This is a genomic window from Streptomyces sp. NPDC054975 (assembly GCF_053609105.1).
Map to the genome: position 1 here is coordinate 19,412 of NZ_JBSGWV010000019.1, position 24,567 is coordinate 43,978.

The following is a 24,567-nucleotide window of genomic DNA, read 5'->3' on the forward strand; positions in this document are numbered from 1 at the left end:
GGTAGATCTTGGGTCATGAGCGCATGGCTGCGAGACGAGACCCCCTTGAGCCCCGCCCAGAGCGGTCGGCACGACATCTTCCAGTTCCTTCGGGACCCCGACGACCGGCGCCACCACTCCGCCCACGTGACCGCCGCCGGCGCCGAGTGGCTCGCCTCCGCCGCCTCGTACCCCACCTCCACGCTCGCGCTCTGGGAGTCCCGGCCGTCCGCCCCCGCCGCGCTCTCCTGCGGGACGGCCTTCGACGTCGTGAACGTGGACTCGATCTTCGGGCGCCGGATGCTCGACCGGCTCTGGGCGGAAGGCCCCGGCTCCGGGCCCGTCGCCGTCCACCGGGGGCGGATGCTGCTCTTCGCCGCGCCCGGCACCGCCCAGCGGCTGCCGGCCCTGCTGCACTGGGAGGAGTGGGGCGACGCCGTCCCGTACCCCCTCTGCCACGGCCTCGGGGACGCCGTGACGATCCCCCCGCTCACCCCCGGCCCGCCCACAGGCCCCCGCTGGGTCGTCGCCCCCGACACCCGGCACCCCTGGCTGCCCGGCCCCGAGGTCATGCTCTGGGCCTGCGTCCGGGCGGTCCGCGCGGCCTCCGCCGCCGACGTGCGGATTTCGATTTTTCCTGGCGCCGATCAGGGTGCTAAGGTCTACGACGTCAGCAGGCGCCGCTAGCTCAGTTGGTTAGAGCAGCTGACTCTTAATCAGCGGGTCCGGGGTTCGAGTCCCTGGCGGCGCACAGACGGAGAAAGCCCCTCGCGAGAGCGAGGGGCTTTCTCGTTGTTCATCCAGAGGGTTTCGGCACCGTCACCTTCACCGTCCACGCCCCCGCCCGCGTCCGGTCCGCGACCTCCACGCGCGTGCCGTCTCCCGGCACCGTGAACGTCTCGCCCACCCCCACCGGCGCGTCCGCCAGCGGCGGGTACACCGACCGGTCCCAGCAGGCCTCGGTCTTCGGGTGGGCGTCCACGACCTCGATCGGGCCGTCGCCGGACGCCGCCTCGTTCCGTACGCGGTAGATCAGCACGCCCTCCTTGCAGGTGCCCTGGTCGTTGCCGGTGGCGCCCCGCGCCTCGATCGCGAGCGCCGTCCCGACACCCGTACGGACCACCGCGAGCCGGTTGCCGACCGAGCCGCCGGCCACCGGCGCCGCCGCCAGCGGCTCCAGGCTGAACAGGCGGCTGCCCGGCCCCTGCACACACGTCACCTGGCGCCGGTCCAGCCAGCCCAGCTTCCACTTGTGCCAGCCGAAGGGCTCCGGCGCGAGACCGAACTGGCTGCCCATGACGTCCCAGTCCCCCACATGGGTGTCCCAGTCGCCCTTGCCGTCCATGGGCCGGTGGTAGAGGTCCGGCAGGTCGAAGACGTGCCCGGTCTCGTGCGCGAGGACGTTGCGGTCCGGCGGATGCCGCTCGAAGACGGTGACGACCCGCCTGATCTCCGCGCCGTCCACCTTGAGCGGCTGCTCCAGGTTCACCACCTTGGTCGCGTCGGAGTCCACCCCCGGCGCGTCGGGGTCGGCGACCAGATAGACGATGTCGTACCGCGCGAAGTCGACCTCGCGGTCCGCCGCCGCCAGCGCGTCGCGCAAGTACGCCGTCCGCTTGGAGGCGTCCCAGTCACGCCGTATCGAGTATGCCGTCGAGCTCTTCGGCATCCGGGTCCACTCCGGGAGGGTGTCCGCGCGGAGCGCGAAGCGGCCGTAGGAGGCGCGCCGGAAGAAGTCGCTGGTACCGGGGAAGTGGTCGGCGGCCAGTTCCCCGGGCGTGGTCAGCGGCTCGGAGTCGGGGAACGACAGGAAGATCATGACCGCGTCCAGGGAGCGGGCGGGCTTCGGGTACGCGCCGTTCCAGGTGTCGAGGCCGAGGGAGTGGTGCGCGGCGGTACGGGGCAGGGCGCACGGACCCGCCGTCGGGGCGCCCACGGCGGGGCCCGCCACGAGCCCGGTGGCGGCGAGCGCCACCAGGGAGGTGAAGGCGGCGGCGGAGGCACGCAGCCGTGCTCGGTCCACTCCCCCGGGTGGCTGCTGACCCCTCACGTGGACCTCCGGCTGCGGAATGCGGGACACCTCAACCACCTTGTGACGGTTTGCGGTGTTTCGCACTTTTCCGGTGCCCCACTCGGGTGAGCGCGCGACATGGCGTCGACACGACACGCGCCCTCAATGACTCACGGAACGTCACAATCGGTCAGGCCGACGCTGTCCCGCGTCAGACCCGCGCAGAAACGATCGGCCTGGCCGCGTCGGGACGCGGCTCCGGGCGTCCACCGGGCCATGGGGCGCCCGCGAAGCTGGAACGGCCGCCGGGGATCCCTCTATGATCGGCACACTTTCCTTGGCCGACCTATCCCGACCACGTCTGTACGGCCCGACTGCACTACGGGAGCGAGCGGTGAGCGGAACCCCCGAAGGACCGGTGCACACCCGGCTCTCACCCGCACGAGAGCCCTCGCTCCCAATCACGGAGCGTCACCACGGGCACCCGGACGGCCATCCGGACGGCCACCCCGAACTCCGCGACTACCGGGCCGCCTTCCGTGCCGCGCAGCTCGCCATGGCCGTCGTCGACCAGGACGGCCTCGTCATCTCCGCCAACGACGCCCTCGGCACCCTCCTCGGCACCGAGGCCGGCGCGCTGCGCGAGCAGGCCGCCGCCGACCTCGTAGACCTCGCCTCCGACGGCCGCACCTGGCACGCGTACCGCGAGGTGCTGCGCGGCCGGCGCTCCCGCTTCCGCTGCACCCGCCGCCTCAAACACCCCGACGGGCGCTCGCTCTGGGCCGAGGTCACCGTCGCCCCCGTGCCCGAGAGCCGCCGCGTCCTGCTCTCCATCGCGGACATCAGCGACCGGCGCGAACTCCAGGCGCGGCTGCGCCACCTCCAGATGCACGACCCGGTGACCCGACTGCCCAACCGGACCCTGTTCTTCGAGCGCCTCTCCGTCGCCCTGGAGACCGCCGCCGCCCAGGACGAGGAGTACGGGCCGGATCAGTCCTACGAGTCGTACGGGCATGGCGGAACAGGGCGGATCGGGCTCTGCTACCTCGATCTCGACGGCTTCAAGGCGGTCAACGACACGCTCGGCCACCGCATCGGCGACCGGCTTCTCGCCGCCGTCGCCGCCCGGCTGACGGAGTGTGCGGACAACGACGGCTACACCAGGAGCGGCGGGCACCTGGTGGCGCGGCTCGGCGGCGACGAGTTCGCGATCCTGGTCGAGGACTCCGCCGGGACCGAACAGCTCGCGGATCTGGCGCAGTCCGTCCTCTGCGCGCTGCAGCGCCCCTTCGACCTCGCCGGGCAGCGGCTCTCCGTCTCCGCCTCGATCGGGGTGGTGGAGCGGGGGGCGCGCGGGACGACCGCGACGGGTCTCATGCAGGCCGCCGACACCACGCTGTACTGGGCGAAGGCCGACGGCAAGGCCCGCTGGACGCTCTTCGACCCGGAGCGCAACGCCCACCGGATGACGCGGCAGGCACTCTCCTCCACCCTTCGCCCGGCCGTGGAGCGCGGGGAGTTCGCGCTGGAGTACCAGCCGCTGGTCGGGCTCGCGGACGGGGCGGTGCACGGGGTGGAGGCGCTGGTGCGCTGGAACCATCCGCAGTTCGGCACGCTTCCGCCGAATCGGTTCGTCGGGATCGCCGAGGAGGACGGCTCGATCGTCGAGCTGGGGCGGTGGGTGCTGCGTACGGCGTGCACGCAGGCCCGGCAGTGGCAGAAGGACCATCCGCGCGAACGGCCGCTGTTCGTGAGCGTGAACGTGGCCGTACGACAGGTCTGGGACTCCGACCTGGTGGCGGACGTGGCGGGCATCCTGGCGGAGACCGGTCTCGCGCCGCATCTGCTCCAGCTGGAGCTGACCGAGTCCGCGGTGATGGGCTCGGCGGGCCGCCCGCTCCAGGCGCTCCAGGCGCTGAGCGACATGGGCGTACGGATCGCCATCGACGACTTCGGCACCGGCTATTCGAACCTGGCGTATCTGAGCCGGCTGCCGGTCTCGGTCCTGAAGCTCGACGGATCGTTCGTGCGCGGCTTCCAGGACGAGGCGCACGCCAATCCGGCGGACGAGCTGATCGTGGAGGCGCTGGTGCAGCTGGCGCACCGGCTGGGCCTGACGGTGACCGCCGAGTGCGTGGAGACCTCGGGGCAGGCGACGCGGCTGCGGCGGATCGGCTGCGACACCGGACAGGGCTGGCTGTACTCGCGGGCGGTGGCCCCGGACCGTATCGCGGAGCTGATCGGGACCTCCCCGCTGCCGGTGTGAAGCGGAGCCTCCCCGCTGCCGGTGTGACCTGAAGGGCGCATGGAACTGCCCCCGGCCGGAGGGACTTTCCGGGCGGGGGCAGTGGTCATGGGTGCTGCTCAGGGGGCTACGACACCGGGTGCGCTAGCACGCTCCCTGGTCCTTCCAGACGCCCCACTCGCCGGTCGTGCCCGGCGTCTCGTTCTGCGTCCACCACTGGGCGAGCCACTTGCGGCCGTTGTGGGAGACGACGGTTCCGCCGTTGTAGACCGTGCCGGCCACGTAGGCCGGGACCGAGCCGCAGCCCGTGGTGGGCGGAGTGGTCGGCGGGGTCGTGGGCGGGGTGGTCGGGGGCGTCGTGGGCGGCGTGGTGGGCGGGACGGTGGTGCCGCCGAGTGCGTCGCTGATCTGGTTCAGCAGGGTGATGTTGTTGTCCAGGCCGAGGAGCGAGTACATCATCGCGCCGGCCAGGCCCCGCTGCTTGCCGTGGTCGACGCGGGCCTGGATGGAGCGCTGGTTCAGGCCGGTGAAGAACTCGCCGTCCTTGTAGAAGTACGAGGACTTGGCCTGGTCGTCCCAGAAGGTGCTCGCCGCGTTGTCGACGATGCCGCCGAGCTCCTTGTAGTGGGCGATGCCGGCCTGCTGGCTGAGCGGGCGGGCGTTGGAGCCGCCGGTCGCGGACTGGGCGAGGCCGCCCGCGGAGCCGGCCGGGACGCCCTTCCAGCCGCGGTAGTAGAACTCGTAGCCGAGCGTCAGCTTGTTGGCGGGGAAGCCGCCGGCGATGCCGTAGGCCGGCTTGCCGTCGATCCAGGAGTCGATGGCGTTGTCGATCGAGTACTTCTCGGTGCCGGGCGCGATGGGGTCGGTCGGGTCGTTCGCGCCGGAGTACAGCGGGGACTGGTGGTACGTCGGCCCGTCGCCGTCCCAGGCGCCGTGCATGTCGTACGTCATGATGTTCGCGTAGTCGAGGTACGCGCCGATCTTGTCCGTCTCGATGTACTTGATCTTGTCCTGGCCGGCCGGGAGGGCCGCGGTCAGCATGTACTTCTTGCCGCCGTTGGCCGCGCCGTACGCGTCGAGCTGCTTGCGGAACTCGGCGAGGAGGAGCGTGAAGTTCTGCTTGTCCTCGGGGCCGTAGTGGTTGCCGAGGTGGCCGCCGGAGGAGCCGGGGTACTCCCAGTCGATGTCGATGCCGTCGAAGATGCCGGCCGCGGTGCCGGGGCCGCCGAAGCCGCCCTCGACCGGGAGGTTGCCCTTGAGGTACTGGTCGATGCAGGAGGAGACCAGCTTCTTGCGGCTGGCGTCGGTCTTCGCCGCGTCGTGGAAGAACTTCGAGTAGGTCCAGCCGCCGAGCGAGATGTTGATCTTCAGGTGGGGGTACTTCGCCTTCAGCTCCTTGAACTGGTTGAAGACGCCCACGATCGGCTGGTCCCACTTGTCGGCGACGCCGTCCACGCTGTCCGCCGCGCTGAACGACTTCTGGTAGTCGGCGTACGAGTCGCCCGCACCGTCACCCGCGTTGGGGTTGTTGTCGTCACCGGCGGCCTTGTTGGCCATGAAACAGGTGAGGTCGGTGGGGTGGATGTTGCCGAACGAGTAGTTGATGATGTCCAGCTTGCTCGCGATGCCCCGGGTGTCGAGGTGCTTGGGGTAGAAGGCGTTCCCGTACACGCTCCACTGGTCGTAGTACGCGATGCGGACGTTGCCGTCGGCGGCCGCGGAGGCGGTCGTTGCGGTGCCGGCCGCCGAGGCGGAGCCGATGCCGACGGTCGCGGCGAGCGCGCCTGCGGCGAGGGCCGTGCTCACGAGCGCGGCTATCAAGGGCTTACGGGGGTGCACGTGCGGCCTCCGAGGGGGATACGAGGGGTACGCGGTACGGCGGTTGGGAGAAGTGATAGCCCCTGCGTGAACAGCACGTCAATGGTCTGAACCAGATTGAGGACTAGACCAATTGGCGAGTGAAAGCCCTTGTCAGAGCGGTGCAGCACAAAAGCGGACCGCCCGCCACCACGGGTGACGAGCGGTTTAAGGTTCCTTTAGGGGAACGGAGTTCTGCCCTCCGGACTAAACCAGCCGGTCGGACGAGCCGCCGGGGACTCAGCCGAGATCGGGCATCCCGTAGGCGTCCGCGATCAACTCGTAGCTGCGCAGTCGGGCTTCGCCGCCGTGCGCGTTGGCCGTGAGCATCAGCTCGTCGGCACCGGTCCGCTTGCGCAGATCGTCCAGGCCTGTCCGTACCTCGTCCGGCGTGCCGAAGACGATGTTCGCGAGCCAGCTCTCCACGAACTCCCGCTCCGACGGGCTGAAGGGGTACGCCTCCGCCTCCTCCGGCGTCGGGATCAGGCCGGGGCGGCCCGTGCGCAGCCGCAGCATCGACAGCGCGCCCGTGAGGACCTGGCGGCGGGCCTCCTTGGCGTCCTCGTGCGCGAGCGCGGCGACGCCGATGAGCGCGTACGGCGCGTCGAGGACCTCGGAGGGGCGGAAGGAGTCCCGGTAGAGGTCGAGCGCGGGGATCGTGTTCTGGGCGGAGAAGTGGTGGGCGAAGGCGAAGGGCAGGCCGAGCGTGCCGGCCAGGCGGGCGCTGAAGCCGGAGGAGCCGAGCAGCCAGATCGGCGGACGGCCCTTCGGCCCCTGCACCGGGCCGGGCACGGCGTGGATCCTGCTGTACGGGTGCCCGTCGGGGAAGTCGTCGTCCAGGAACCGGGTCAACTCCGCGAGCTGCTGCGGGAAATCTTCCGCGCCCTCGTTCAGGGTGCGCGTCCGTCGCAGCGCCGCGGCGGTGGCGCCGTCGGTGCCGGGAGCGCGGCCGAGGCCGAGGTCGACGCGGCCGGGGGCGAAGGCCTCCAGCGTGCCGAACTGCTCGGCGATCACGAGCGGGGCGTGGTTGGGCAGCATGACACCGCCGGAGCCGAGCCGGATGCGCTCGGTGTGGGCGGCGAGGTGGGCCAGGATCACGGCCGGCGAGGAGGAGGCGACGCCGGGCATCGAGTGGTGCTCGGCGACCCAGTGGCGGTGGTAGCCGCGCCGTTCGGCGAGCTTGCTGATCTCGACGCTGGTGGCCAGCGCCTGGCTCGCGGTCCGGCCGCTGCCGACGGTCACCAGGTCCAGTACGGACAGCGGTACGGGCGAGTCCCCGTGTGCCGTGCCCCGAATCGCGTCGCTCACCGTGTGCCGACCCTTCTGCCCAAAGACGTACGTACGACGAAGCAGAACAGGAGGCGGTCTCCGGTTATTCCGGAGCCGTTCCTCGCAGATTCACAGGAATGACCCGTTCGGCTTCGGGTAGCCGCGCGCCCATGCTTCGATCAACGAACCAGATACGGCGGCGGACGATGCTGCTGGGGACGGCCGCCACCGCCACGACCGCGGCCGCCGGATGTGCGCGCGTCGCCTCCGGCGACACGCTCGGCCGGCTCAGATCCCAGGGCACCGTCCGCCTCGGCATCGCCGGCGAGGTGCCGTACGGCTACGTCGACGAGCAGGGCGCCTTCACCGGCGAGGCCCCGGAGCTCGCCCGGGTGATCTTCGGCCGGCTCGGCGTCCCGGACGTCCAGCCCGTCGCCACCGACTTCGCCTCGCTCATCCCCGGGCTCGGCTCGCAGCAGTTCGACGTGGTCTCGGCCGGGATGTACATCAACAAGGAGCGCTGCGCGCAGGTGCTCTTCGCCGACCCCGAGTACCAGATGCTCGACTCCTTCATCGTCCGCAAGGGCAACCCCAAGAACCTGCGCTCGTACGAGGACGTGGTGCGCTCCAAGGCGCGCTTCGCGACCGGCAGCGGGTACGCCGAGATCGCGTACGCGGTGGCCGCCGGCTATCCGGAGAACGACATCGTGGTCCTCCAGGACCAGGTCGCCGGCCTGAACGCCGTCGAGTCCGGCCGCGTCGACGTCTTCGCCGGCACGGCCCTGACCACCCGCGCGGTGGTCGCCAAGTCCACCAGGGCCGAGGCCACCACACCCTTCGCCGCCGTCGTCGACGGCAAGCGGAAGATCGACGGCGGCGGCTTCGCCTTCCGCCCCACCGACACCGCCCTGCGGGACGCCTTCAACACCGAGCTGCACCGCATGAAGAAGAGCGGCGAACTCTTCCGGATCCTGCGGCGCTTCGGCTTCACCGAGGCCGAGATGACCACACTGACCGCCGAGGAGCTGTGCCGATGACCGCGGGACTCTGGCAGAACTGGGTCCTGCCCGGCATCTGGATCACCCTCCAGCTCCTGGTCGCCTCCACCGCGCTCGCCGCCGTGGTCGCCTTCACCGTCGGCACCGCCCGCACCCACCGCTCCGCCGTCGTCCGCTTCCTGGCCGGGCTCTACACCGAGGTCTTCCGCGGCACGTCCGCGCTGATCCTGATGTTCTGGCTGTTCTTCGTCCTGCCGCCGCTGGTCGGCTGGCAGCTCGTCCCGATGTGGGCGGCGATCCTCGCACTCGGCCTCTCCTACGGGGCCTACGGCGCCGAGATCGTGCGCGGCGCCCTGAACGCCGTACCGAAGGCGCAGCGCGAGGCGGGGATCGCGCTCAGCTTCACGCCCTGGCAGCGGCTGCGACTCGTGCTGCTCCCGCAGGCCGTGCCCGAGATGATCCCGTCCTTCTGCAACCTCCTGGTCGAGCTGCTCAAGGGCACCGCCCTGGTCTCGCTGCTCGGCGTCGGCGACGTCTCCTTCGCCGCGTACCTGGTGCGGCTCGCGACCCAGGAGAGCGGCGGGATCTACACCGTGACCCTGGTCGTGTACTTCGTGATCGCGCTGGTGATCACCCGCTCGATGAAGGCGCTGGAGAGGCGCACCAAGGCGAACCTGGGGGTGGTGGCCAAGTGAACTGGGACTGGTCCGCGGTGGTGGACTTCCTGCCGCGCTTCTGGGACGGGGTGCTCGTCACCCTGCAGGTGCTCGTGCTCGGCTCGCTGATCTCGTTCTCGCTCGGTCTGCTCTGGGCGCTGGGCTTCCGCTCCGGCAGCAGGCTGGTGCGCTGGCCGGTGCACGCCGTCACCGAGTTCATCCGCACCACTCCCCTGCTCGTGCAGCTCTTCTTCCTCTTCTTCGTGCTGCCGGAGTGGGGCGTGCAGTTCTCCGCCCTGACCACGGGCACCCTCGCGATCGGGCTGCACTACTCGACGTACACCGCGCAGGTCTACCGGGCCGGCATCGACGCCGTACCGGTCGGGCAGTGGGAGGCGGCGAGGGCGCTGAGCCTGCCGCGCCACCGGACGTGGCTGACGGTGATCCTGCCGCAGGCCCTGCGCCGGATCACGCCCGCGCTGGGCAACTACGTCATCGCGATGCTGAAGGACACCCCGATCCTGGCCGGTATCGGTGTGCTCGAACTCCTCCAGCAGACGCGGCTGGAGTCCGCCGCCACCTTCCAGTACACCGAGCCGCTCACGGTGGTCGGGGTGGCCTTTGTCCTGATCGCGTATCCCGCTTCCCTTCTCGTCCGCACTCTGGAGCGCCGCCTTGCCCACTGAAGCCACCGCATCCGCTCATGAACTCATCCGATTCGAGAACGTCACCAAGCGGTTCGGTGACCAGACGGTCCTCGACGATCTCAGCTTCTCGGTCAGCCCGGGCAAGCACGTGACCCTGATCGGACCCTCCGGTTCCGGCAAGACGACGATCCTGCGGCTGCTGATGACCCTGGAGAAGCCCGACTCGGGCACCATCCGGGTCAACGGCGGCAAGCTCTACCCGGCCGACGAGAAGCACCGGCGGGAGGTCCGCCGGAAGATCGGGATGGTCTTCCAGCACTTCAACCTCTTCCCCCACATGTCCGTCCTGCGCAACATCACCGAGGCGCCGGTACGGAGCCTGGGCAGGAGCCGGGAGGAGGCCGAGGCGCGCGGGCGGGAGCTGCTCGACATGGTCGGTCTGGCCGACAAGTGCGAGGCCAGGCCCGCACAGTTGTCCGGAGGCCAGCAGCAGCGGGTCGCCATCGCGCGGGCGCTCGCGATGGAGCCGCAGGTGATCCTCCTGGACGAGGTGACCTCCGCGCTCGACCCGGAGCTGGTGGCGGGCGTCCTCGATCTGCTCCGGGAGATCGCGTCGACGACCGACATCACCATGATCTGTGTGACGCACGAGATGAACTTCGCCCGGGACATCTCGGACGACGTCCTGATGTTCGACGCGGGACGGGTGATCGAGTCCGGTTCTCCGGAAAAAATCTTCTCGGCTCCGGAGCACGCGCGTACTCGTGAGTTCCTCGGCGCGGTGCTCTGACCTCAGCCTCTCCTGAAGTGCTTTGACCATGGCATATGCCAGGGTGGTGCGCCCCAGCGTACGGCGCTGGGGCGCCGCATCAATCTCGCCAACAGCCGCCCCGAAAAGGGAGCTTGACGGCTATCGTGGTACGGAAGCTTGCGGTCACAACCTGGTAGGGGGAAACCGTGGCGCTGAAGCCCGAGCCCACTGCGCCGTTCCACTCGGTGCAATACGCCCTGCGCGTCCTTGAGACGGTCTCACGGCACGGTGGCGGGGTGACGGACGTCCAGATCGCTCGTGAGACCGGTCTGCCCGTCGCTCACCTGTCCTCCCTGCTGCTGATGCTCCGCCGCGAGGGCTACGTCGAGCAGGTCGCCGACGGCGCCTATGTCATCGGCGACTCCCTGGTCCTCCTGGGCTCCGGCCTCACCCGCCGCGAGGCCCTTGAGGGCAAGCTCCAGGAGACCCTGACCGAGCTGCGCGACTCCGTCGGCGCGGCGGTCTACATCAGCCGGTACATCGACGGCGAGGTGAAGATCACCCAGTTCGCCGACGGCCCGCGCACGCCCAAGGTCAACGAGTGGGTCGACTTCCGCTCGGCCGCCCATGCGAGCGCGGTCGGCAAGTGCCTGCTGACCCAGCTGGACCAGAACGGCCGCCGGGACCACCTCTCGCGCCACAAGATCGCCCGGCTGACCTCCCGGACGATCACCAACGAGAAGGTGCTCTTCTCCAAGCTGGACAGCCAGCCGCCGACGGTCCCGGTGCTCGACCTCCAGGAGTACGCGGTGGGCACGGTCTGCGCGGCGGTGCCGCTGACGGCCGGCGCAGCCGTGGGCTGCTTGGCGCTCTCGCTGCCGATCGAGCACGCCCACCGGCTGCGCTCGGCGGCCGACACGCTGAACCGCAGGGCCGCGCCGGTGGTGCTCTCCCTCGCGATCTGAGGCCCCCAGGGGGTGTGACCTGGTCCTCAGTGGTGGTGGTCGGAACCACCCCCGAGGACCAGGTAGTATTTTCTCTGTCAGCAGGCGCCGCTAGCTCAGTTGGTTAGAGCAGCTGACTCTTAATCAGCGGGTCCGGGGTTCGAGTCCCTGGCGGCGCACAGACGGAAGAAGCCCCTCGCGCAAGCGGGGGGCTTCTTCGTGTTCACGCTCGGAGATAGGTGAGGACGGCCAGGACCCGGCGGTGGGTCTCCTCCGCGGGCGGAAGGTCCAGCTTCCCCAGGATGTTGCCGATGTGCTTGCCGACGGCCGCCTCCGTGACGACGAGCCGGCGGGCGATCTCACCGTTCGAGTGCCCCTCCGCGACCAGGCCGAGGACCTCACGCTCGCGCGGGGTCAGGGCCTCCAGCGGATCGCGGCGGCGGCGCAGCAGCTGCCGTACGACCTCGGGGTCCACGACCGTGCCGCCGTCGGCGACCCGGGCGAGGGCGTCCAGGAACTCCTCGACCTGGCCGACCCGGTCCTTGAGGAGATAGCCGACGCCGGTGCCGTCGCCCGCGTCCAGGAGGTCGGCGGCGTAGGTCCGCTGCACGTACTGGCTCAGGACCAGGACCGGCAGGCCCGGGCGCTCGGCGCGCAGGGCGACGGCGGCCCGGAGCCCCTCGTCCTGGAAGCCGGGCGGCATCCGCACGTCGGTGACGACGATGTCCGGCTCGTGCGCGGCGACGGCCGCGCGCAGTCCGTCCGCGTCGCCGACGGCGGCGACGACCTCGTGGCCGAAGCGGTCGAGGAGGCCGATCAGGCCCTCGCGGAGGAGGACGCTGTCCTCGGCGAGGACGACCCGGAGGGATCGGGCAGCGGTCGGCACGGGATCTCCACTCGTAGGATGGTCGGCCCGCCCGGCGGGCTCATGATCGTCAGTGTGCCATCGAGGACGGCGAGCCGGTCGGCGAGTCCGGTGAGCCCGGTGCCGCAGGCCGGGTCCGCCCCGCCGTGCCCGTCGTCCTCGATCGCGATCCGCAGGGCGTGCGCGGCGTGCCGGGCGGTGAGGGTCGCACGGGTCGCGCCGCTGTGCTTGGCGATGTTGGCGAGCGCCTCGCAGGCGGCGAAGTAACCGGCGCTCTCCACGGCGGTGGGCAGCCGGGGCAGGTCGATGTCGGTGGTGACGGGGACGGCGGAGCGGTCGGCGGCGTCGGTGAGGGCCGCGCCGAGGCCGTAGTCGGCGAGGACCTGCGGATGGATGCCGTGGATGAGTTCGCGCAGCTCGGTCAGGACCCGGCCGGCCTCGGCGTGGGCCTGGGCGAGCCGGTCGGCGAGCGGTCCGGGCGGGGCGTCGAGCCGGGCGATCCCCAGGGTCATGGTGAGGGCGACCAGGCGCTGCTGGGCGCCGTCGTGGAGATCGCGTTCGATCCGCCGCCGCTCGGCCTCGAAGGCGTCGACGAGTCGGGCGCGGGAGGCGGTGACCTCGCCGATCCGCTCGCGCAGCTCGGCCTCGCGGGGCGCGAGCAGCGCCCGGCCGAGGGCGGCGCGGGCCCCTGCGAGCGCGGCGAGGGGGTAGAGCAGGGCGACGAGGAGCACCGCCCCGAGGACGGCGGCGGCGAACGCCGGCGGATAGGAGGTGACCAGGTACGCCTTGACGACCTTGACCTCCTCGCCGTCGACGGCGAGGAGGAGGGGGGTGCTGATCAGGACGGCGGGCAGCCCGAGGGCGACGGCGAGGACGATCAGGTCGAGCGGCCACAGGACGGTGGCGTGCAGGACGGCGTACGCGAGCTCCCGCCAGGTGGCCTGCTCCCGCACGCGGACCCGCAGCCAGGCCGCGAGCCCCGGCGCGTCGGGGACCCGGTGCGGGTCGGCGGCCGGGTCGCGGTCGACGAGCCGGAGCCGGCGGCGTTCGATGCCGCCGAGGGCGACCCCGGCGAGGAGGAGCAGCGGGAGCCCGACGAGGACGAACGAGAAGACCACGAGCAGCACCAGGACGAGCAGCGCGGGTGCGCCGGTCACCACCCCGGTCGCCAGATACCCGGCGGACCGCCAGGGCCAGGCGGTCCGCGGATACCGGGCCCAGGTGAGGGCCTGCCAGGGGGTTCGGGGCGTCATGGGCTTCACGGTAGGCGGCGGCCGCGGCGCGGGGCCATGGGTCTGGTGGGTGTACGGGGGTAGGCCTGGCCCTACCCGGGGTCCGCGCCGGGGCCTCGGGGTGAGCGGTCGTGGGCGGCGTAGGAGGACCGGAGTTCGGTGAGCGCCTGCGGGGTCAGTGGCTCGTACGCGGCCCCTGCCGTCGGGCGCCACCAGACCGGGTCCGCGCAGAGGAAGGACTCCCGGCGCAGGCCCACGCGGTGGATCTTGTTGGTGGCGGTCAGCGGGAGCCTCGGGACGATCCGTATGAACCTCGGCGGCATCTTGGTGCCCAGGTCCGGCTGGGCGGCGAGGAACTCCTCGAACGCGGCCGGGTCGAACGCGGCGCCCTCGCGCAGCGCGATCGCCGTCATCACCTGGTCGCCGGCGACCGGGTCGGGTATCGCGTAGACGGCGACACCCGCCGCGCGCTCCCAGCGGGAGAGGATCTGTTCGATGACCGCGGCCGCGAGGTTCTCGCTGTCGACGCGCAGCCGGTCGTCGCCCCGGCCCGCGAACCAGAGGAAACCGTCGGCGTCCCGGTAGAAGAGGTCACCCGTCCAGTACCAGCCGCCGCGCCGCCGGGCGGCCTCCGCCTCGGGGTTGCGCCAGTAGCCCTCGAAGGGGCTGCGGCCCCGGTTGACGAGTTCGCCGATCGCGGCGGAGGCGTTGAGGAGCCGGCCCTCGGTCGAGAGGACGGCGGGCGGGCACTCCTCGCCCGTCACCGGGTCCACCACCGCCAGGTCGTCCCCCGGCGCCGCCCGGCCGATGGCGCCGGTGGGGGTGTCCGGGGTCCGCTGGATCGCCGCGCCGCCCTCCGAGGAGCCGTAGCCCTCGACGAGCCGGGCTCCGAAGCGGGCCTCGAACCGGGCCGCGTCCACCGCCCCCGCCTCCGTACCGAAGCCGAGGCGGAGTCCATGCTCGCGGTCGTCCGGGCGGGGCGGGGTGGCCAGCAGGTACTGGACGGCCCGGCCGACGTACGTGAAGTAGGTCGCGCCGAACTCCCGTACGTCCGGCAGGAAGCCGGAGGCCGAGAAGCGGTCCCGCAGCGCCACGCCCGCACCGGCGGCGAGGGCGGGAGCCCAGTCGGCGATGACCGCGTTGCCGTGGAACATCGGCATGCAGATGTAGTGGACGTCGTCCGGTCGTGTCCGGAAGTGGGCGACGAGCGACGCTCCCGCGGCCGCCAGGCGGCCCTGGGTGCAGATCGCCGCCTTGGGCGCGCCGGTCGAGCCGGAGGTGAAGTAGAGGAGCATCCGGCTGCCGGGGTGTACGGCACGGGCCACGGCCTCGCCCGGTTTCGCGCCCTCGAAGGGGGCCAGCAGGTCGCGGTAGGCGTCGGTGTCGGTGACGAGGACGCGTACGCCCGGCAGGGGAAGCCCGTCGAGCAGGGGAAGGTGCGCGCGCTGGGTGACCAGGACGCGGCAGTCGGTGTGGACGATGTCGCGGGCGAGTTCGGCGCCGCGCCGGGTCGGGTTGATGCCGGCGACGGCGGCCCCCGCGAGGGCCGCCGCGCTCAGCCAGAGCGGGAATTCCGGTGTGTTGTCGAGGAGTACCCCGAGGTGCGGCTCGGCACCTCGGGGCAGCAGATCGACGAGGAGCGCGGCCCGCGCGGCGGCCCCCGCGGCGACCTGGTGGTGGCTGAGGACCGTGTCCCGCGTCCTCAGGCCGACCCTGTGGTCGCCCCACTGCCGTCGCACGAGCTCCGCCACGGTGGGTTCGGTCATGGCGGGACGGTAACTGACGATACGTCAGAACTGAACGGTCAGAACCGGACGTCCGAGCAGGCGTAGAACGCGTTCCCGGTGTCCGCGATCGTCCAGACCGCCAGGATCAGATGGCGTCCGGTCTTGCCCGCGGGAAGGGTTCCCGCGTGCGAGAGCGTGGCCGGCGGCTGCGCGTTGTTGTACGGGACGGTGAGGAACGGCTGTGGGTCGAGCGCGGCCCGGGTGAGCTTCTGGGTGCCGTTCCACCCGTTCTTGGTGATGTAGTACTTGAAGTCGGTGGTGCTGTGCCGGGCGGTGAACTGCCAGCGGAAGGTGTGGCTCTGGCCCGCGGTGAGCTTGGTGGTGGGCCAGGCGCCGCCCCTGGGGTCGTCGAGCTGGGAGAACCGGGAGTTCCCGCCGGCACAGATCGTGCCGTCGGCGGGTCCGGCGCCCGGGAAGCCCTTGAGGCCCTCGACCGACTGCGGCTCCCACTGGATGCTGCCGCAGTTGGTCACGGTGCCGTTGGCGCAGAGCTTCTGCCGACTGATCGGGGAGTCGGTGTACCCATGGCTGTTGGCGCTGCCGGTGGCGAAGAGGGAGGCGCCGGCGACGCCGAGCGCCACCGCCGCCACGCCTATCTTTTTGCGCATGCTGTCGCTCCTGATGAACGTGGGGGAGTTCTGAGCCGTGCTGCACGCGTGCGGAGGGTGGTGCGTGTGCGGTAGTACCTATTCCGGCCTAGACCAAGTACCAAGGTATTGACGGAACTTGAACATGTCCATACCAGTCACGCCCCTTCCACGGGACCGGTCCGGCCGGTGTAGAACGCCACCGTCAGGTCCTTGACCAGCGCCTTGCGCTCGTAGTCGTCCAGCTCGACGAGACCACGCGTGGTCAGCCGGTGGACCACGTCGTCCACGGCGTCCACGACGGAGGTCAGCACGCTGTCACGGTGCTTGGCGTCGATCGCGGCGATCCGGCGGCGCTGCATCGCCGCCGCGATCTCGGGGGCGTACTCGATCCGCGTCGGCTGCGCGGAGAACACGTCGATGCCGACCGGGGCGCACTCGGCGGAGAGCATCCGGGTCAGCGCCTCACCGACGGCCTCCGCGTCGCGCAGGGTCGGGGCGTCCTCGTGGAAGGCGTCGGCCGGGAGCTGGGAGAGGACGCGGGCCATCGCCGCCTCGACCTGCTCGCGCAGGTACTCCTCGTGGCCTTCGACACCGAGCGCGGCGCGGACGGTGTCCCGGATGCGCCAGACGACGAGGACGACGACGTGGAGCGCGGTGCCCTTGGCGTCGACCGCGGAGAGCGGCTCGCTGCGCCAGTGGCGGAGGCGGACGTCGACCCGGCGGCGCAGGAGGAGGGGGCTGGTCCAGACGAGACCGGTGCGGCGGACGCTGCCCCGGTAGTCGCCGAAGAGGGTGAGGACCCAGGCGTAGCCGACGCGGCCGCGGCCAAGACCGCCGAAGGAGAACAGGGTGGCCAGGACCCCGAGCGTGAGCAGGGCCCACTGGCCGAGGGGGATGCCCTGGTACGGGCGCGGGGGCAGCCGGAGCATCTGCGCGAGCTGCTCGGGCACGGCCCCGGCCGACCAGACGACGGCGCCGCATCCGGCGAGCGCGAGCACCCCGGCGACGACGCCGATCCAGCCGGGCAGCACGGGCCCGGGCCGTTCGACGAGCTTGGGGTCGGCGGTGGGCGCGGGGCGGGAGGACTTGGGGCGGGTGGGGGCGGGGATCGTGGCCTTGGTGGCGGCCTTGGCCTTGCCGTCCTTGGCCTTGGTGTCCTTGGGCCTGGTGTCCTTGGGCCGCGCCTTGGACGTGGCGCCGGCCTGGGGAGTGGGCGGGGTGGGCGGTGCCATGGCGACGGTGGCGGGGCCGCCGTCGTCGTCCTCGTCGATGCGGGCGCCGGTGGCGGTCCGGGCGGCGGAGTCGGCCGCGGGGTCCGGCTCGTCGCGGAAGAGCAGGTGCACGGGGATCGACCCGGTGGTCTCGGTGCCGATCACGTTCTTGCGCCGCACGACGGGCCGCGCGACCACGGCCGCCTCGGCGGCGACGGGCACGGCGACGACACCGACCTCCCCGCGCACGATCCGGCGCAGATCGGGCGCCCGTCCGGGGGCGTCGGAGGTGGTGGCCTTACGGAAGTCAACCGCGGGGGCCTCCGTGTCCGCCGCGGGGCTGGTCGCCGAGCCGTCGGGCGTTGTCGTGGGGCCGAGCCCGAGCGCCGCGCGAAGCGCCGCCGCGCGGGCGGCGGCTCCCTCCTCGTACGCGCTGCTGCCCCGGGCGCTCGCCGGGTGGGCGGCGGAAACCGTGGCCCCGCCGCCGGGCCGGGGCCCGGACGCCGACATCTGGGACGCGGGGGCGCCGGGGGTGACCGGGGGAACCGGCGTGACGGGGATTCCCGGCGTGGCCGGGGTGGCCGGCGTGACGGGGCCTCCGGGGGTGGCCGGCGTCACGGGCGTGACGGGGTTGCTCGGGGTGCTCGGCCTTCCCGACGTGCTCGGGGCGCTCGGGCTTCCCGACGTGCTCGGGGTGCCGGGGGCGCTCGGGGTGCCCGGCGTACTCGGCCGTCCCGACGCGCTCGGGGTGCCCGGGACGCCCGGGGTGCCCGACGTGCTCGGGGCGCTCGGGCTTCCCGACGTGCTCGGGGTGCCCGGAGCACTCGGGGTGTCGGGACTTCCCGGGGCGGCGCCCGATCCCGAACCGCCCGACACCGGCGGGCTCGGCGTTGAGCCGCCCGGGGCGGAGGTGAGGTCGTCGGTCGGCGGTGGGGCGGTCGTGGCGAGGGCACTCGGCGCGACGGCCCCACCGGCCGGGCCGCCCGCCGCGCCCCGCGCCACCGGTTCAGCGGCGACAGGCGTCGCGCCGACGGCACCCTCCATACGGACCACGCCCGGCCTGGACTCCGGCCCCCCGGAAGCCGCGCCCTCGACGGAACCCGGGGCGTGATGCCCCGTCACCCCACCATCCCCGGCTCCGAGGTGGGCTCCCGGCTCCCCCGGAGCCGCCGCGACCGGGCCGACCTGGGCTGCCGGGCCCGAAGGGGCGCCCGGGCCGACAGTGGCCGCCGGGCCGACAGTGGCCGACGAGGTAGCCGCGGCAGCCGATGCTGCCGAAGGCGACGGGGCCGCCAAGCCCGACAGTCCGGGCCCCGGTTGTCCCGACGGCGCCGAGGCCACAGCTGTGCCGGAACGTTCCTGGCCGACGTCGACCCACGCCCCGTCGGACCGCTCCGCGCCGGTCTCCGGCGGGCGGCCCGTCGGTCTCGGGGCGCGCGGCTCCGATGTCAGGCGGCGGGCCGTCCGGGCCGCGTCGCGGCTGGCCGCCGCTCCCGAGTCCGGATTGGGCGTCGTTGCGGTCATGGAGTCCACCTCATGCTCTCGGGGTCATCGGAACAGACGCCGCCAGGTCTCCGGGCCCGGGTAGCCGTCGGCCGCGCCGCCGCGCCATCCCTGTGCCCGCTGGAACGCCTCGACATTGCGACGGTCCGCCTCGCTCCAGCGCGGACCGGGACCCGACAGGTAGTGCTTGCCGTAGCCCCGCTTCACCAGCTGTTTGCCCAGCTTCTCCACATATGCGTTGGATTGGCCCGGACGGAAGTAGCCACGCCCGGGGAACCCCGTCGCATTCGCGCTCGAACCCCCCGAACCACTCGAACCGCCGATGCTCCGCCCCTGGCCCGTCACCAGCAGCCGCCACGTCTGCGGCCCGGGCATCCCGTCCGCCTCCTTGCCCCTCCAGCCCTGCGCCTGCTGGAAGGCCTGCGTCGCCCGCCGGTCCGCCTCGCCCCAGCGCGGACCGGGGCCCTGGCCGTAGAACTTCTTGCCGCCGCGCTGCATGAGCAGCCGCCCGAGCTGGGTGACGTGCGCGTTGTTCGCGCCGGGTCCGAACATCGCCGCGCCCGGGTACGGCGCCGCCGTGGACGTACTCCCGCCGCTGCCGCCGCTCACGACGCCCTTGTAGCGGTAGGCGACGTAGCGGTCGGCGTTGTTCCAGTAGGCCAGGGGCGTCGCCTGTCGGCGGGTCCGCGGCTTGGTCTGCTCGTAGGCGATGTACGAGGTGTGGGTGTAGTCCGTCCAGCCGCCGAAGATCGTGACGTGCGAGCCCTTGGTCGGGTTGGCGGGGTTGTGGAAGAGCAGGATGTCGCCGGGCTGGAGCGCGCCGCGGTCGATCCGCTCGCCGAAGCGGTCCAGGCTGCCGGTCCACTCGTTGCCGCGCAGGTTCCACGCCATCGAGATGTAGCCCGAGCAGTCCTGGCGGTAGCCGTCGGACCAGTACCGCTCCATCGAGTACGGGACCTGTGCGCCCACCCACCGCTTGGCGCGGTTGATGATCTCGGTCCGGGTGGTCTTCCGCAGGGACTGGGTGGTGACCTGACTGTTCGTCGGGGTCGCGCCGGGCGCCGGGTGGGGCCCGGGCCCGGGAGCCCCGTGCAGGGGACCCGCGCCGCCCTGAGGGGTGTCGTCGGCGGGACCGGCGACATCCCGACCCGTCGCCAGGCCCGCCCCCAGGCCCGTCGCCAGGTCGACCGGCGCGGTCGGCGGCACCGGCACGCCCGACGGCTGGGCGAGCGCGCTCGCGCCGCCGCCACCGAGCACCACTCCCGCTGCGGTCACCAGGACCAGCGCCCGGCGCGCTCCGTGCGCCGCCGGGTGACCACCCGCCCGCACGGGCAGACCCAGGGCAAGATCGCGCCGCTGCTGGGCGCAGCCCGCGCAGCCGCAGTCGGCCGCGGGCTCGAACTCCTCGAAGACCGGCACACTCATGCGATTCCCCTCCACACTCGTCAAGATCTTTTGGCGCTGGTGCACGGGCGCCAGTGTCTCAACTGTCCGGACATATCGCATTTTGACGGATCGAAGGCCTGATACGACCATCCGACAGGCCGGAAGGGGCCGGTATTGGTCAGGAGCACCCCCGGACGTCGGGTAGAGTTACCCAGGTCAGCAGGCGCCGCTAGCTCAGTTGGTTAGAGCAGCTGACTCTTAATCAGCGGGTCCGGGGTTCGAGTCCCTGGCGGCGCACGCGCAGTCGAGGCCCCCTCACCGATGGTGAGGGGGCCTCGATCGTTTCCACCCGGAGAAGGCGGCGGCCCCGGCTGCGCTCCGTAGCGCTTCGGTCACGTTCAGGCCATCCCGCCCCGGACCGCCAGGCCGCCTCAACGGCTCGTTCCCGCTGGCCGGTTGGGTTCCCGGCAGCTGAACTCCCGTAGGGAACAAGTCGATCTCGGCGCGGGGGAACGGCAGTCTGGGCCGGGGACGGACGCCCGTTCTAGAGTTGCGGAATCCGAACCTCCCGCGCCGGCGCCGGGCTTCTCCCGCAGCCCGTGCTCCCGCGGTCGAGGCCGGCCCGGCCGTCGGCCCCGAGCGCACCGTCTGCGGTCCGCGGCCGACCGGCCGGGCCCGGTGACCGACGACGACGTTCAGCAGGGGGTGGCGATCACGCCTTACCCGCACCCGCGCCCGTCAGATACGCGGAGACGACCACGTTCGCCGTGTACGTCCCGGAGGCGCGGTCGAACGTTCCGCCGCAGGTGATCAGGCGTAGCTCGGCCCGGCCGGCCTGGTGCTGGCCGTACACCTTCCGCGCGTCGAAGCGGTCCCTGGGGAAGACCCGGACGTCGTCGATCGTGAATTCGGCGACCGATCCGTCCGTACGGGTCACCCTCACCGTGGCGCCGGGGCGTGCGGCGCTGAGGCCGTAGAAGACGGCGGGACGGGTCTCGGTGTCGACATGGCCGACGAAGAGGGCCGTGCCCTCGGCGCCCGGTCGCGTGCCGGTGCGGAACCAGCCGACCGAGTGGGGCATCTCGAACGGCGGAGGGTCGATCGCACCCGACCGGTCCAGGCCACGCCCGACGACCGGCGCGGTGATCCCGAGCGAGGGGATCTCGACGCGGCGCGGCTCGGCGGGCGCCAGGGGCCGGTGCGCCGGGGGCAGGGGGGCGCCGAGGGGGCGGCCGACCGCCGCGATGTCCCCGGTGGTGGGGGCCGAGGCTCCCCCGGGCCCTTCGGCGATCTCCCGACCCCAGAGCCAGAGGCCCAGGACCAGGACCGCCCAGGCCGCGCCGGTCACCATCCGTCCGTTGCCCGTCCCGGCCCCGGACCCGGCACCGGCCCGCCCGCGCGCACCACCGCCCGTACCGGACCCGGCACCGGCGCCGGATCCGTTCCCGGATCCGCTCCCGGACCCGGCGGACACCTCAGTCGCCCGCCTGGCGGCTGCGTGCGCTGCGGAAGGCGACGGCCACCGCGGCGATCGCGGCCAGTCCGAGACCGACCAGGGTGTACGGGGTGCCGAGGCCGTTCTCGCTGGTGGTCTGGGCGACGCCCGGTGCGACGGGGGCCGCCGGGACCCCGAGGGCCGCGCCGCCGCCACCGGCCTTGACCGGGGCGTACGGGCTGGGGTGGTGGGTCGGCTTGTGGGTCGGGTCGTGCGTGGGCTCGGGCTTGTGCTTCTCGACGTGGACCACGCCGACGTCACGGTGCTCGCGGCCGTCGCAGGTCACGCCGACCTTGTACGTACCGCGTTCCAGTCCCGACTTGATCGTCGTGTCGCCGTAGAGGGGGTAGCCGCCGTCACGGCCGGTGAGCTCGGCCTCGGCGACGAACGCCTTGGACCTGGCCGCGCCGGTCGTGCCCTTGCAGCCCTGGACGCGGATGTCGACGTCGGCGCCCGGCCGGACGGTGGACGGGGTGACGGTGACCTTGACGTCACCCCCGGCGAACGCGGTACCGGCCGAGGGCGCCAGTACCAGAATGACGGCCGCCCCTGCGGCACGGAGAGCAATGGGACCTGAACGCATCGTGACCTCCTGGTACTGGCAGGGTCACCCCGTTCGCCCGCTCGCGCATCCGCAGGGGTCCGGTCGGGCGTTCGAACCGTCTCCCGGGACGCCGTGGACCCGTCAGACGCGGTCCACCAGGTCGGCGATCGAGTCGACGATCTTGGAGGGGCGGAACGGGAAGCGGTCGATCTCCGCCTGGCTCGTGAGTCCGGTGAGGACGAGGAAGGTCTGCATGCCCGCCTCCAGACCGGCCAGGATGTCGGTGTCCATCCGGTCGCCGATCATGGCGCTGGTCTCGGAGTGGGCGCCGATGGCGTTCAGGCCGGTGCGCATCATCAGCGGGTTCGGCTTGCCCGCGAAGTACGGGTCCTTGCCGGTCGCCTTCGTGATGAGCGCGGCGACGGAGCCGGTGGCCGGCAGCGGGCCCTCCAGGGAGGGGCCGGTCTCGTCGGGGTTGGTGCAGATGAAGCGGGCGCCGGCGTTGATGAGCCGGACGGCCTTCGTCATGGCCTCGAAGGAGTACGTCCGGGTCTCGCCGAGGACCACGTAGTCGGGGTCGTGGTCGGTGAGGACGTAGCCGATGTCGTGCAGCGCGGTGGTCAGGCCGGCCTCGCCGATGACGTACGCGGTGCCGCCGGGGCGCTGGTCGTCGAGGAACTTGGCGGTCGCGAGCGCCGAGGTCCAGATGTTCTCCACCGGCACCTGGAGGCCCATGCGCGCGAGGCGGGCGTGCAGGTCGCGGGCGGTGTAGATGGAGTTGTTGGTGAGCACCAGGAAGGGCTTCTCGGTTTCCCGCAGCTTCTTGATGAACGCGTCGGCGCCGGGGATCGGAACGCCCTCGTGGATGAGGACGCCGTCCATGTCGGTGAGCCAGGATTCGATCGGCTTGCGCTCTGCCATGTGCGGGGACTCCTGCCGTACAGAAATCGTGCGGTGTGCTGGGGGCGCCGCGACAGCGCTGTGGCGACGCCCCCAGACTAGTCATGAGGTGGTGATCTTGACCCCGTCGATCACCCAGTACCAGTTGTTCGAGCCGGTGTAGCGGAAGCGGAAGCTCACGCTGGACGCCCCGGCGGGGACGTTCACGGTGAGGGACTGGGGCTGGGAGATCACGTCGGAGGTGTAGCTCTTGACGACGGTCGGTGTGCCGCCGTTGAAGACCGCCTGGACCTCGGCGGTCTGGCTGCCCTCCTGGCGGTAGAAGGTGGTGAAGTCGAGGGTCGCCCTCGTCTTGCCGGAGACGCTGTACGCGGGGGTGACCAGCGTCGAGTCGTACGTACCGGAGAAGGACTTGTCCGCCCACTCGTCGGAGTCGGCGACGGCGAAGACGCCCCGGGCGCGGACGTTGAGCTCGCGGGACTGGTCGCGCTGGGTGCGGGACCAGAACTCGTCGGTGGCGAAGGCCCAGCCGCGCCACTCGGTCATGCCGCCGGTGCCCATGGCGTTGTTGATGACGGACCAGCCGCTGGGCGCGGTGTGGGTGAAGCCGAGGACACCGGCCGGGATGCCGGTCTCGTCGACCCGCCCGGAGAGGGAGGAGTGCAGCGCGTCGAACGGGTCGGTGGAGCGCTGCTGGATCGGCTTGCCGTCCAGGCCCCAGGAGGGGTCGGGCACGATGCCGAGCTGGTGGAAGACGGTCGCGGCGACGTCCACGAGGCGGGTGTCGATGGGGCGGGCACCGGCCGCGATGCCGGGGCCCTGGGCGAGGACGAACGTACGGCGCTCCTCGATGGCCGAGCCCCCGTGGCCGCCGGTGTCCATGTGACCGTGGTCGGTGGTGACGATGACCGTCCAGCGCTCGGTGGCGTAGGAGGGGCGGGCCTTGATGGCGGCCCACAGCCGGCCGACGTACGTGTCCTGGACGGCGATGACGTCGAGGTACGCCTGGCTCCTGGCGCCGGAGTTGTGGCCGACGATGTCGGACTGGCCGAAGTAGACGAAGAGCACGTCCGGGTTCTGGTTCCGCAGGACGGACTCGGCCTCGGAGGCGATCGTGGCGTCGTGGCCCACGTATCCGTCCCGGTCGCCGTCGAGGACGAGCTTGGCGTCGGCACCGGTGGTGACCGTCCCCTGCGCGTCGAGCGGCTTCCAGTCGACGGCGGCGTACGTCGACAGCTCGGGCCGGACCTGCGCGAGCCGGGCGAGGAAGCCGGGGTACTGGGTGTAGTTCTTGCCGGTGAAGGAGTTGTCCTTCACGCCGTGCTTGTCGGGCCACACGCCGGTGGCGATCGTCGACCAGCCGGGGCCGGAGGAGGTCGCGGCCATCGGGTTGGCGTACAGCAGGGACAGGCCGTACGTGCCGTTCGCCATCATCGCCTTGAGGTGCGGCGCCTTGGCGGCGTCGATGCGGTCGTACCGCAGGCCGTCCATGCCGATGACGAGCACCTTGTCGCTGCTGGTGCCGTTGGGGAGCGTCGGGGCGGCGGTGGTGGCCGCGCGGGCGGCGGGGGCGGTGACGGCGCCGGTGGCGGCGAGGGCCGCGGTGGCGCCGGTGGCGGCGATCACCGTGCGGCGGGATATGCCGTTGATCGGCATCTCGGATCCTCCGTGAGAGGTGTCGGGGGTGCGAGGACACG

At 72.1% G+C, this 24,567-nt stretch carries 21 protein-coding genes and 3 tRNA genes; 11 read left to right on the top strand and 13 right to left on the bottom strand.

Translation table 11 applies throughout. The annotated features are described in order from the left end of the window. The first annotated feature begins 15 nt into the window (after positions 1-15). Both ACWF79_RS18690 and ACWF79_RS18695 read left to right on the top strand, forming a co-directional pair. Entirely contained in the window at positions 16-666 is a 651-nt protein-coding gene (locus ACWF79_RS18690; RefSeq protein WP_453729196.1) for a bifunctional DNA primase/polymerase, read from the top strand. Further along, positions 657-730, top strand: a tRNA-Lys gene (locus ACWF79_RS18695). The genes ACWF79_RS18690 and ACWF79_RS18695 overlap by 10 nt, the downstream gene beginning before the upstream one ends. Before the next feature lie 45 nt (positions 731-775). On the opposite strand, the gene ACWF79_RS18700 is transcribed toward ACWF79_RS18695, so the two are convergent. Further along, positions 776-2,059 (bottom strand): M6 family metalloprotease domain-containing protein, encoded by a 1,284-nt coding sequence (locus ACWF79_RS18700; RefSeq protein WP_453729197.1) that lies wholly within the window; start codon positions 2,057-2,059, stop codon positions 776-778. Positions 2,060-2,384: 325 nt separating this feature from the next. On the opposite strand from ACWF79_RS18700, the gene ACWF79_RS18705 reads away from it, so the two are divergent. Further along, positions 2,385-4,256: a putative bifunctional diguanylate cyclase/phosphodiesterase gene (locus tag ACWF79_RS18705; RefSeq protein ID WP_453729198.1), complete on the top strand. Its 1,872-nt coding sequence runs from the start codon at positions 2,385-2,387 to the stop codon at positions 4,254-4,256. 123 nt (positions 4,257-4,379) lie between these two features. On the opposite strand, the gene ACWF79_RS18710 is transcribed toward ACWF79_RS18705, so the two are convergent. Then, the gene (locus tag ACWF79_RS18710; protein ID WP_453729199.1) at positions 4,380-6,074 is read right to left on the bottom strand and encodes a glycosyl hydrolase family 18 protein; all 1,695 of its coding nucleotides are present in this window, start codon (positions 6,072-6,074) and stop codon (positions 4,380-4,382) included. A 258-nt stretch (positions 6,075-6,332) separates the two neighbouring features. After that, on the bottom strand, positions 6,333-7,400 hold the full coding sequence (locus tag ACWF79_RS18715; RefSeq protein WP_453729200.1) for an LLM class flavin-dependent oxidoreductase: 1,068 nt from the start codon (positions 7,398-7,400) through the stop codon (positions 6,333-6,335). 131 nt (positions 7,401-7,531) lie between these two features. Between ACWF79_RS18715 and ehuB the strand changes: the two genes are divergently transcribed. From ehuB to ACWF79_RS18745, 6 genes are all read left to right on the top strand, one after another. Then, entirely contained in the window at positions 7,532-8,398 is an 867-nt protein-coding gene (gene ehuB, locus ACWF79_RS18720; RefSeq protein ID WP_453729201.1) for an ectoine/hydroxyectoine ABC transporter substrate-binding protein EhuB, read from the top strand. Continuing rightward, entirely contained in the window at positions 8,395-9,054 is a 660-nt protein-coding gene (ehuC, locus tag ACWF79_RS18725) for an ectoine/hydroxyectoine ABC transporter permease subunit EhuC (protein ID WP_453729202.1), read from the top strand. The genes ehuB and ehuC overlap by 4 nt, the downstream gene beginning before the upstream one ends. Then, positions 9,051-9,701 carry an ectoine/hydroxyectoine ABC transporter permease subunit EhuD gene (ehuD, locus tag ACWF79_RS18730; RefSeq protein ID WP_453729203.1) on the top strand — a complete coding sequence of 217 codons (651 nt, stop codon included), beginning with the start codon at positions 9,051-9,053 and terminating at the stop codon, positions 9,699-9,701. The genes ehuC and ehuD overlap by 4 nt, the downstream gene beginning before the upstream one ends. Beyond that, on the top strand, positions 9,691-10,452 hold the full coding sequence (gene ehuA / locus ACWF79_RS18735) for an ectoine/hydroxyectoine ABC transporter ATP-binding protein EhuA (RefSeq protein ID WP_453729204.1): 762 nt from the start codon (positions 9,691-9,693) through the stop codon (positions 10,450-10,452). Before ehuD ends, ehuA begins: the two co-directional genes overlap by 11 nt. A gap of 167 nt (positions 10,453-10,619) precedes the next feature. After that, positions 10,620-11,378 carry an IclR family transcriptional regulator gene (locus tag ACWF79_RS18740; protein ID WP_137989151.1) on the top strand — a complete coding sequence of 253 codons (759 nt, stop codon included), beginning with the start codon at positions 10,620-10,622 and terminating at the stop codon, positions 11,376-11,378. Positions 11,379-11,462: 84 nt separating this feature from the next. Next, positions 11,463-11,536: transfer RNA gene (locus ACWF79_RS18745), tRNA-Lys, on the top strand. A gap of 44 nt (positions 11,537-11,580) precedes the next feature. Here the strand turns inward: ACWF79_RS18745 and ACWF79_RS18750 are convergent. The 5 genes from ACWF79_RS18750 to ACWF79_RS18770 form a co-directional block, all read right to left on the bottom strand. Then, positions 11,581-12,243 carry a response regulator gene (locus tag ACWF79_RS18750; protein ID WP_453729205.1) on the bottom strand — a complete coding sequence of 221 codons (663 nt, stop codon included), beginning with the start codon at positions 12,241-12,243 and terminating at the stop codon, positions 11,581-11,583. Next, positions 12,174-13,475 (bottom strand): sensor domain-containing protein, encoded by a 1,302-nt coding sequence (locus ACWF79_RS18755; protein ID WP_453729206.1) that lies wholly within the window; start codon positions 13,473-13,475, stop codon positions 12,174-12,176. The genes ACWF79_RS18750 and ACWF79_RS18755 overlap by 70 nt, the downstream gene beginning before the upstream one ends. A 71-nt stretch (positions 13,476-13,546) precedes the next feature. Beyond that, complete coding sequence (locus ACWF79_RS18760; protein ID WP_453729207.1) at positions 13,547-15,220, bottom strand: AMP-binding protein; 1,674 nt, start codon at positions 15,218-15,220, stop codon at positions 13,547-13,549. 38 nt (positions 15,221-15,258) lie between these two features. Continuing rightward, the gene (locus ACWF79_RS18765; protein ID WP_453729208.1) at positions 15,259-15,849 is read right to left on the bottom strand and encodes a lytic polysaccharide monooxygenase auxiliary activity family 9 protein; all 591 of its coding nucleotides are present in this window, start codon (positions 15,847-15,849) and stop codon (positions 15,259-15,261) included. Positions 15,850-15,986: 137 nt separating this feature from the next. Continuing rightward, entirely contained in the window at positions 15,987-17,552 is a 1,566-nt protein-coding gene (locus ACWF79_RS18770; protein WP_453729209.1) for an SPFH domain-containing protein, read from the bottom strand. Between the two features lie 40 nt (positions 17,553-17,592). On the opposite strand from ACWF79_RS18770, the gene ACWF79_RS18775 reads away from it, so the two are divergent. Then, positions 17,593-18,153 (top strand): hypothetical protein, encoded by a 561-nt coding sequence (locus ACWF79_RS18775; RefSeq protein WP_453729210.1) that lies wholly within the window; start codon positions 17,593-17,595, stop codon positions 18,151-18,153. A 437-nt stretch (positions 18,154-18,590) separates the two neighbouring features. Here the strand turns inward: ACWF79_RS18775 and ACWF79_RS18780 are convergent, their stop codons facing one another. After that, positions 18,591-19,970 carry a peptidoglycan-binding protein gene (locus ACWF79_RS18780; protein WP_453729211.1) on the bottom strand — a complete coding sequence of 460 codons (1,380 nt, stop codon included), beginning with the start codon at positions 19,968-19,970 and terminating at the stop codon, positions 18,591-18,593. A 184-nt stretch (positions 19,971-20,154) separates the two neighbouring features. Here ACWF79_RS18780 and ACWF79_RS18785 point away from each other — a divergent pair. Continuing rightward, positions 20,155-20,228, top strand: a tRNA-Lys gene (locus ACWF79_RS18785). A 415-nt stretch (positions 20,229-20,643) separates the two neighbouring features. On the opposite strand, the gene ACWF79_RS18790 is transcribed toward ACWF79_RS18785, so the two are convergent. The 4 genes from ACWF79_RS18790 to ACWF79_RS18805 all read right to left on the bottom strand — a co-directional run bounded on the left by ACWF79_RS18790 (position 20,644) and on the right by ACWF79_RS18805 (position 24,526). Beyond that, on the bottom strand, positions 20,644-21,282 hold the full coding sequence (locus ACWF79_RS18790) for a class F sortase (protein WP_453729212.1): 639 nt from the start codon (positions 21,280-21,282) through the stop codon (positions 20,644-20,646). Positions 21,283-21,406: 124 nt separating this feature from the next. Then, complete coding sequence (locus ACWF79_RS18795; protein ID WP_453729213.1) at positions 21,407-22,009, bottom strand: hypothetical protein; 603 nt, start codon at positions 22,007-22,009, stop codon at positions 21,407-21,409. Between the two features lie 102 nt (positions 22,010-22,111). Further along, positions 22,112-22,891 (bottom strand): HAD-IIA family hydrolase, encoded by a 780-nt coding sequence (locus tag ACWF79_RS18800; protein WP_453729214.1) that lies wholly within the window; start codon positions 22,889-22,891, stop codon positions 22,112-22,114. 81 nt (positions 22,892-22,972) lie between these two features. After that, positions 22,973-24,526, bottom strand: a complete 1,554-nt coding sequence (locus ACWF79_RS18805; protein ID WP_453729215.1) for an alkaline phosphatase family protein — start codon at positions 24,524-24,526, stop codon at positions 22,973-22,975. Positions 24,527-24,567 lie beyond the last annotated feature (41 nt).

What these genes read in the sequence shown, in the direction of transcription:
- ACWF79_RS18770 (WP_453729209.1), bottom strand. Translation starts at nt 17,552, where the DNA reads ATGTCGGCGTCCGGGCCCCGGCCCGGCGGCGGGGCCACGGTTTCCGCC.
- ACWF79_RS18690 (WP_453729196.1), top strand. Translation starts at nt 16, where the DNA reads ATGAGCGCATGGCTGCGAGACGAGACCCCCTTGAGCCCCGCCCAGAGC.
- ehuC (WP_453729202.1), top strand. Translation starts at nt 8,395, where the DNA reads ATGACCGCGGGACTCTGGCAGAACTGGGTCCTGCCCGGCATCTGGATC.
- ACWF79_RS18790 (WP_453729212.1), bottom strand. Translation starts at nt 21,282, where the DNA reads ATGGTGACCGGCGCGGCCTGGGCGGTCCTGGTCCTGGGCCTCTGGCTC.
- ACWF79_RS18805 (WP_453729215.1), bottom strand. Translation starts at nt 24,526, where the DNA reads ATGCCGATCAACGGCATATCCCGCCGCACGGTGATCGCCGCCACCGGC.
- ACWF79_RS18780 (WP_453729211.1), bottom strand. Translation starts at nt 19,970, where the DNA reads ATGAGTGTGCCGGTCTTCGAGGAGTTCGAGCCCGCGGCCGACTGCGGC.
- ACWF79_RS18795 (WP_453729213.1), bottom strand. Translation starts at nt 22,009, where the DNA reads ATGCGTTCAGGTCCCATTGCTCTCCGTGCCGCAGGGGCGGCCGTCATT.
- ACWF79_RS18755 (WP_453729206.1), bottom strand. Translation starts at nt 13,475, where the DNA reads ATGACGCCCCGAACCCCCTGGCAGGCCCTCACCTGGGCCCGGTATCCG.
- ACWF79_RS18800 (WP_453729214.1), bottom strand. Translation starts at nt 22,891, where the DNA reads ATGGCAGAGCGCAAGCCGATCGAATCCTGGCTCACCGACATGGACGGC.
- ACWF79_RS18765 (WP_453729208.1), bottom strand. Translation starts at nt 15,849, where the DNA reads ATGCGCAAAAAGATAGGCGTGGCGGCGGTGGCGCTCGGCGTCGCCGGC.
- ehuB (WP_453729201.1), top strand. Translation starts at nt 7,532, where the DNA reads ATGCTTCGATCAACGAACCAGATACGGCGGCGGACGATGCTGCTGGGG.
- ACWF79_RS18760 (WP_453729207.1), bottom strand. Translation starts at nt 15,220, where the DNA reads ATGACCGAACCCACCGTGGCGGAGCTCGTGCGACGGCAGTGGGGCGAC.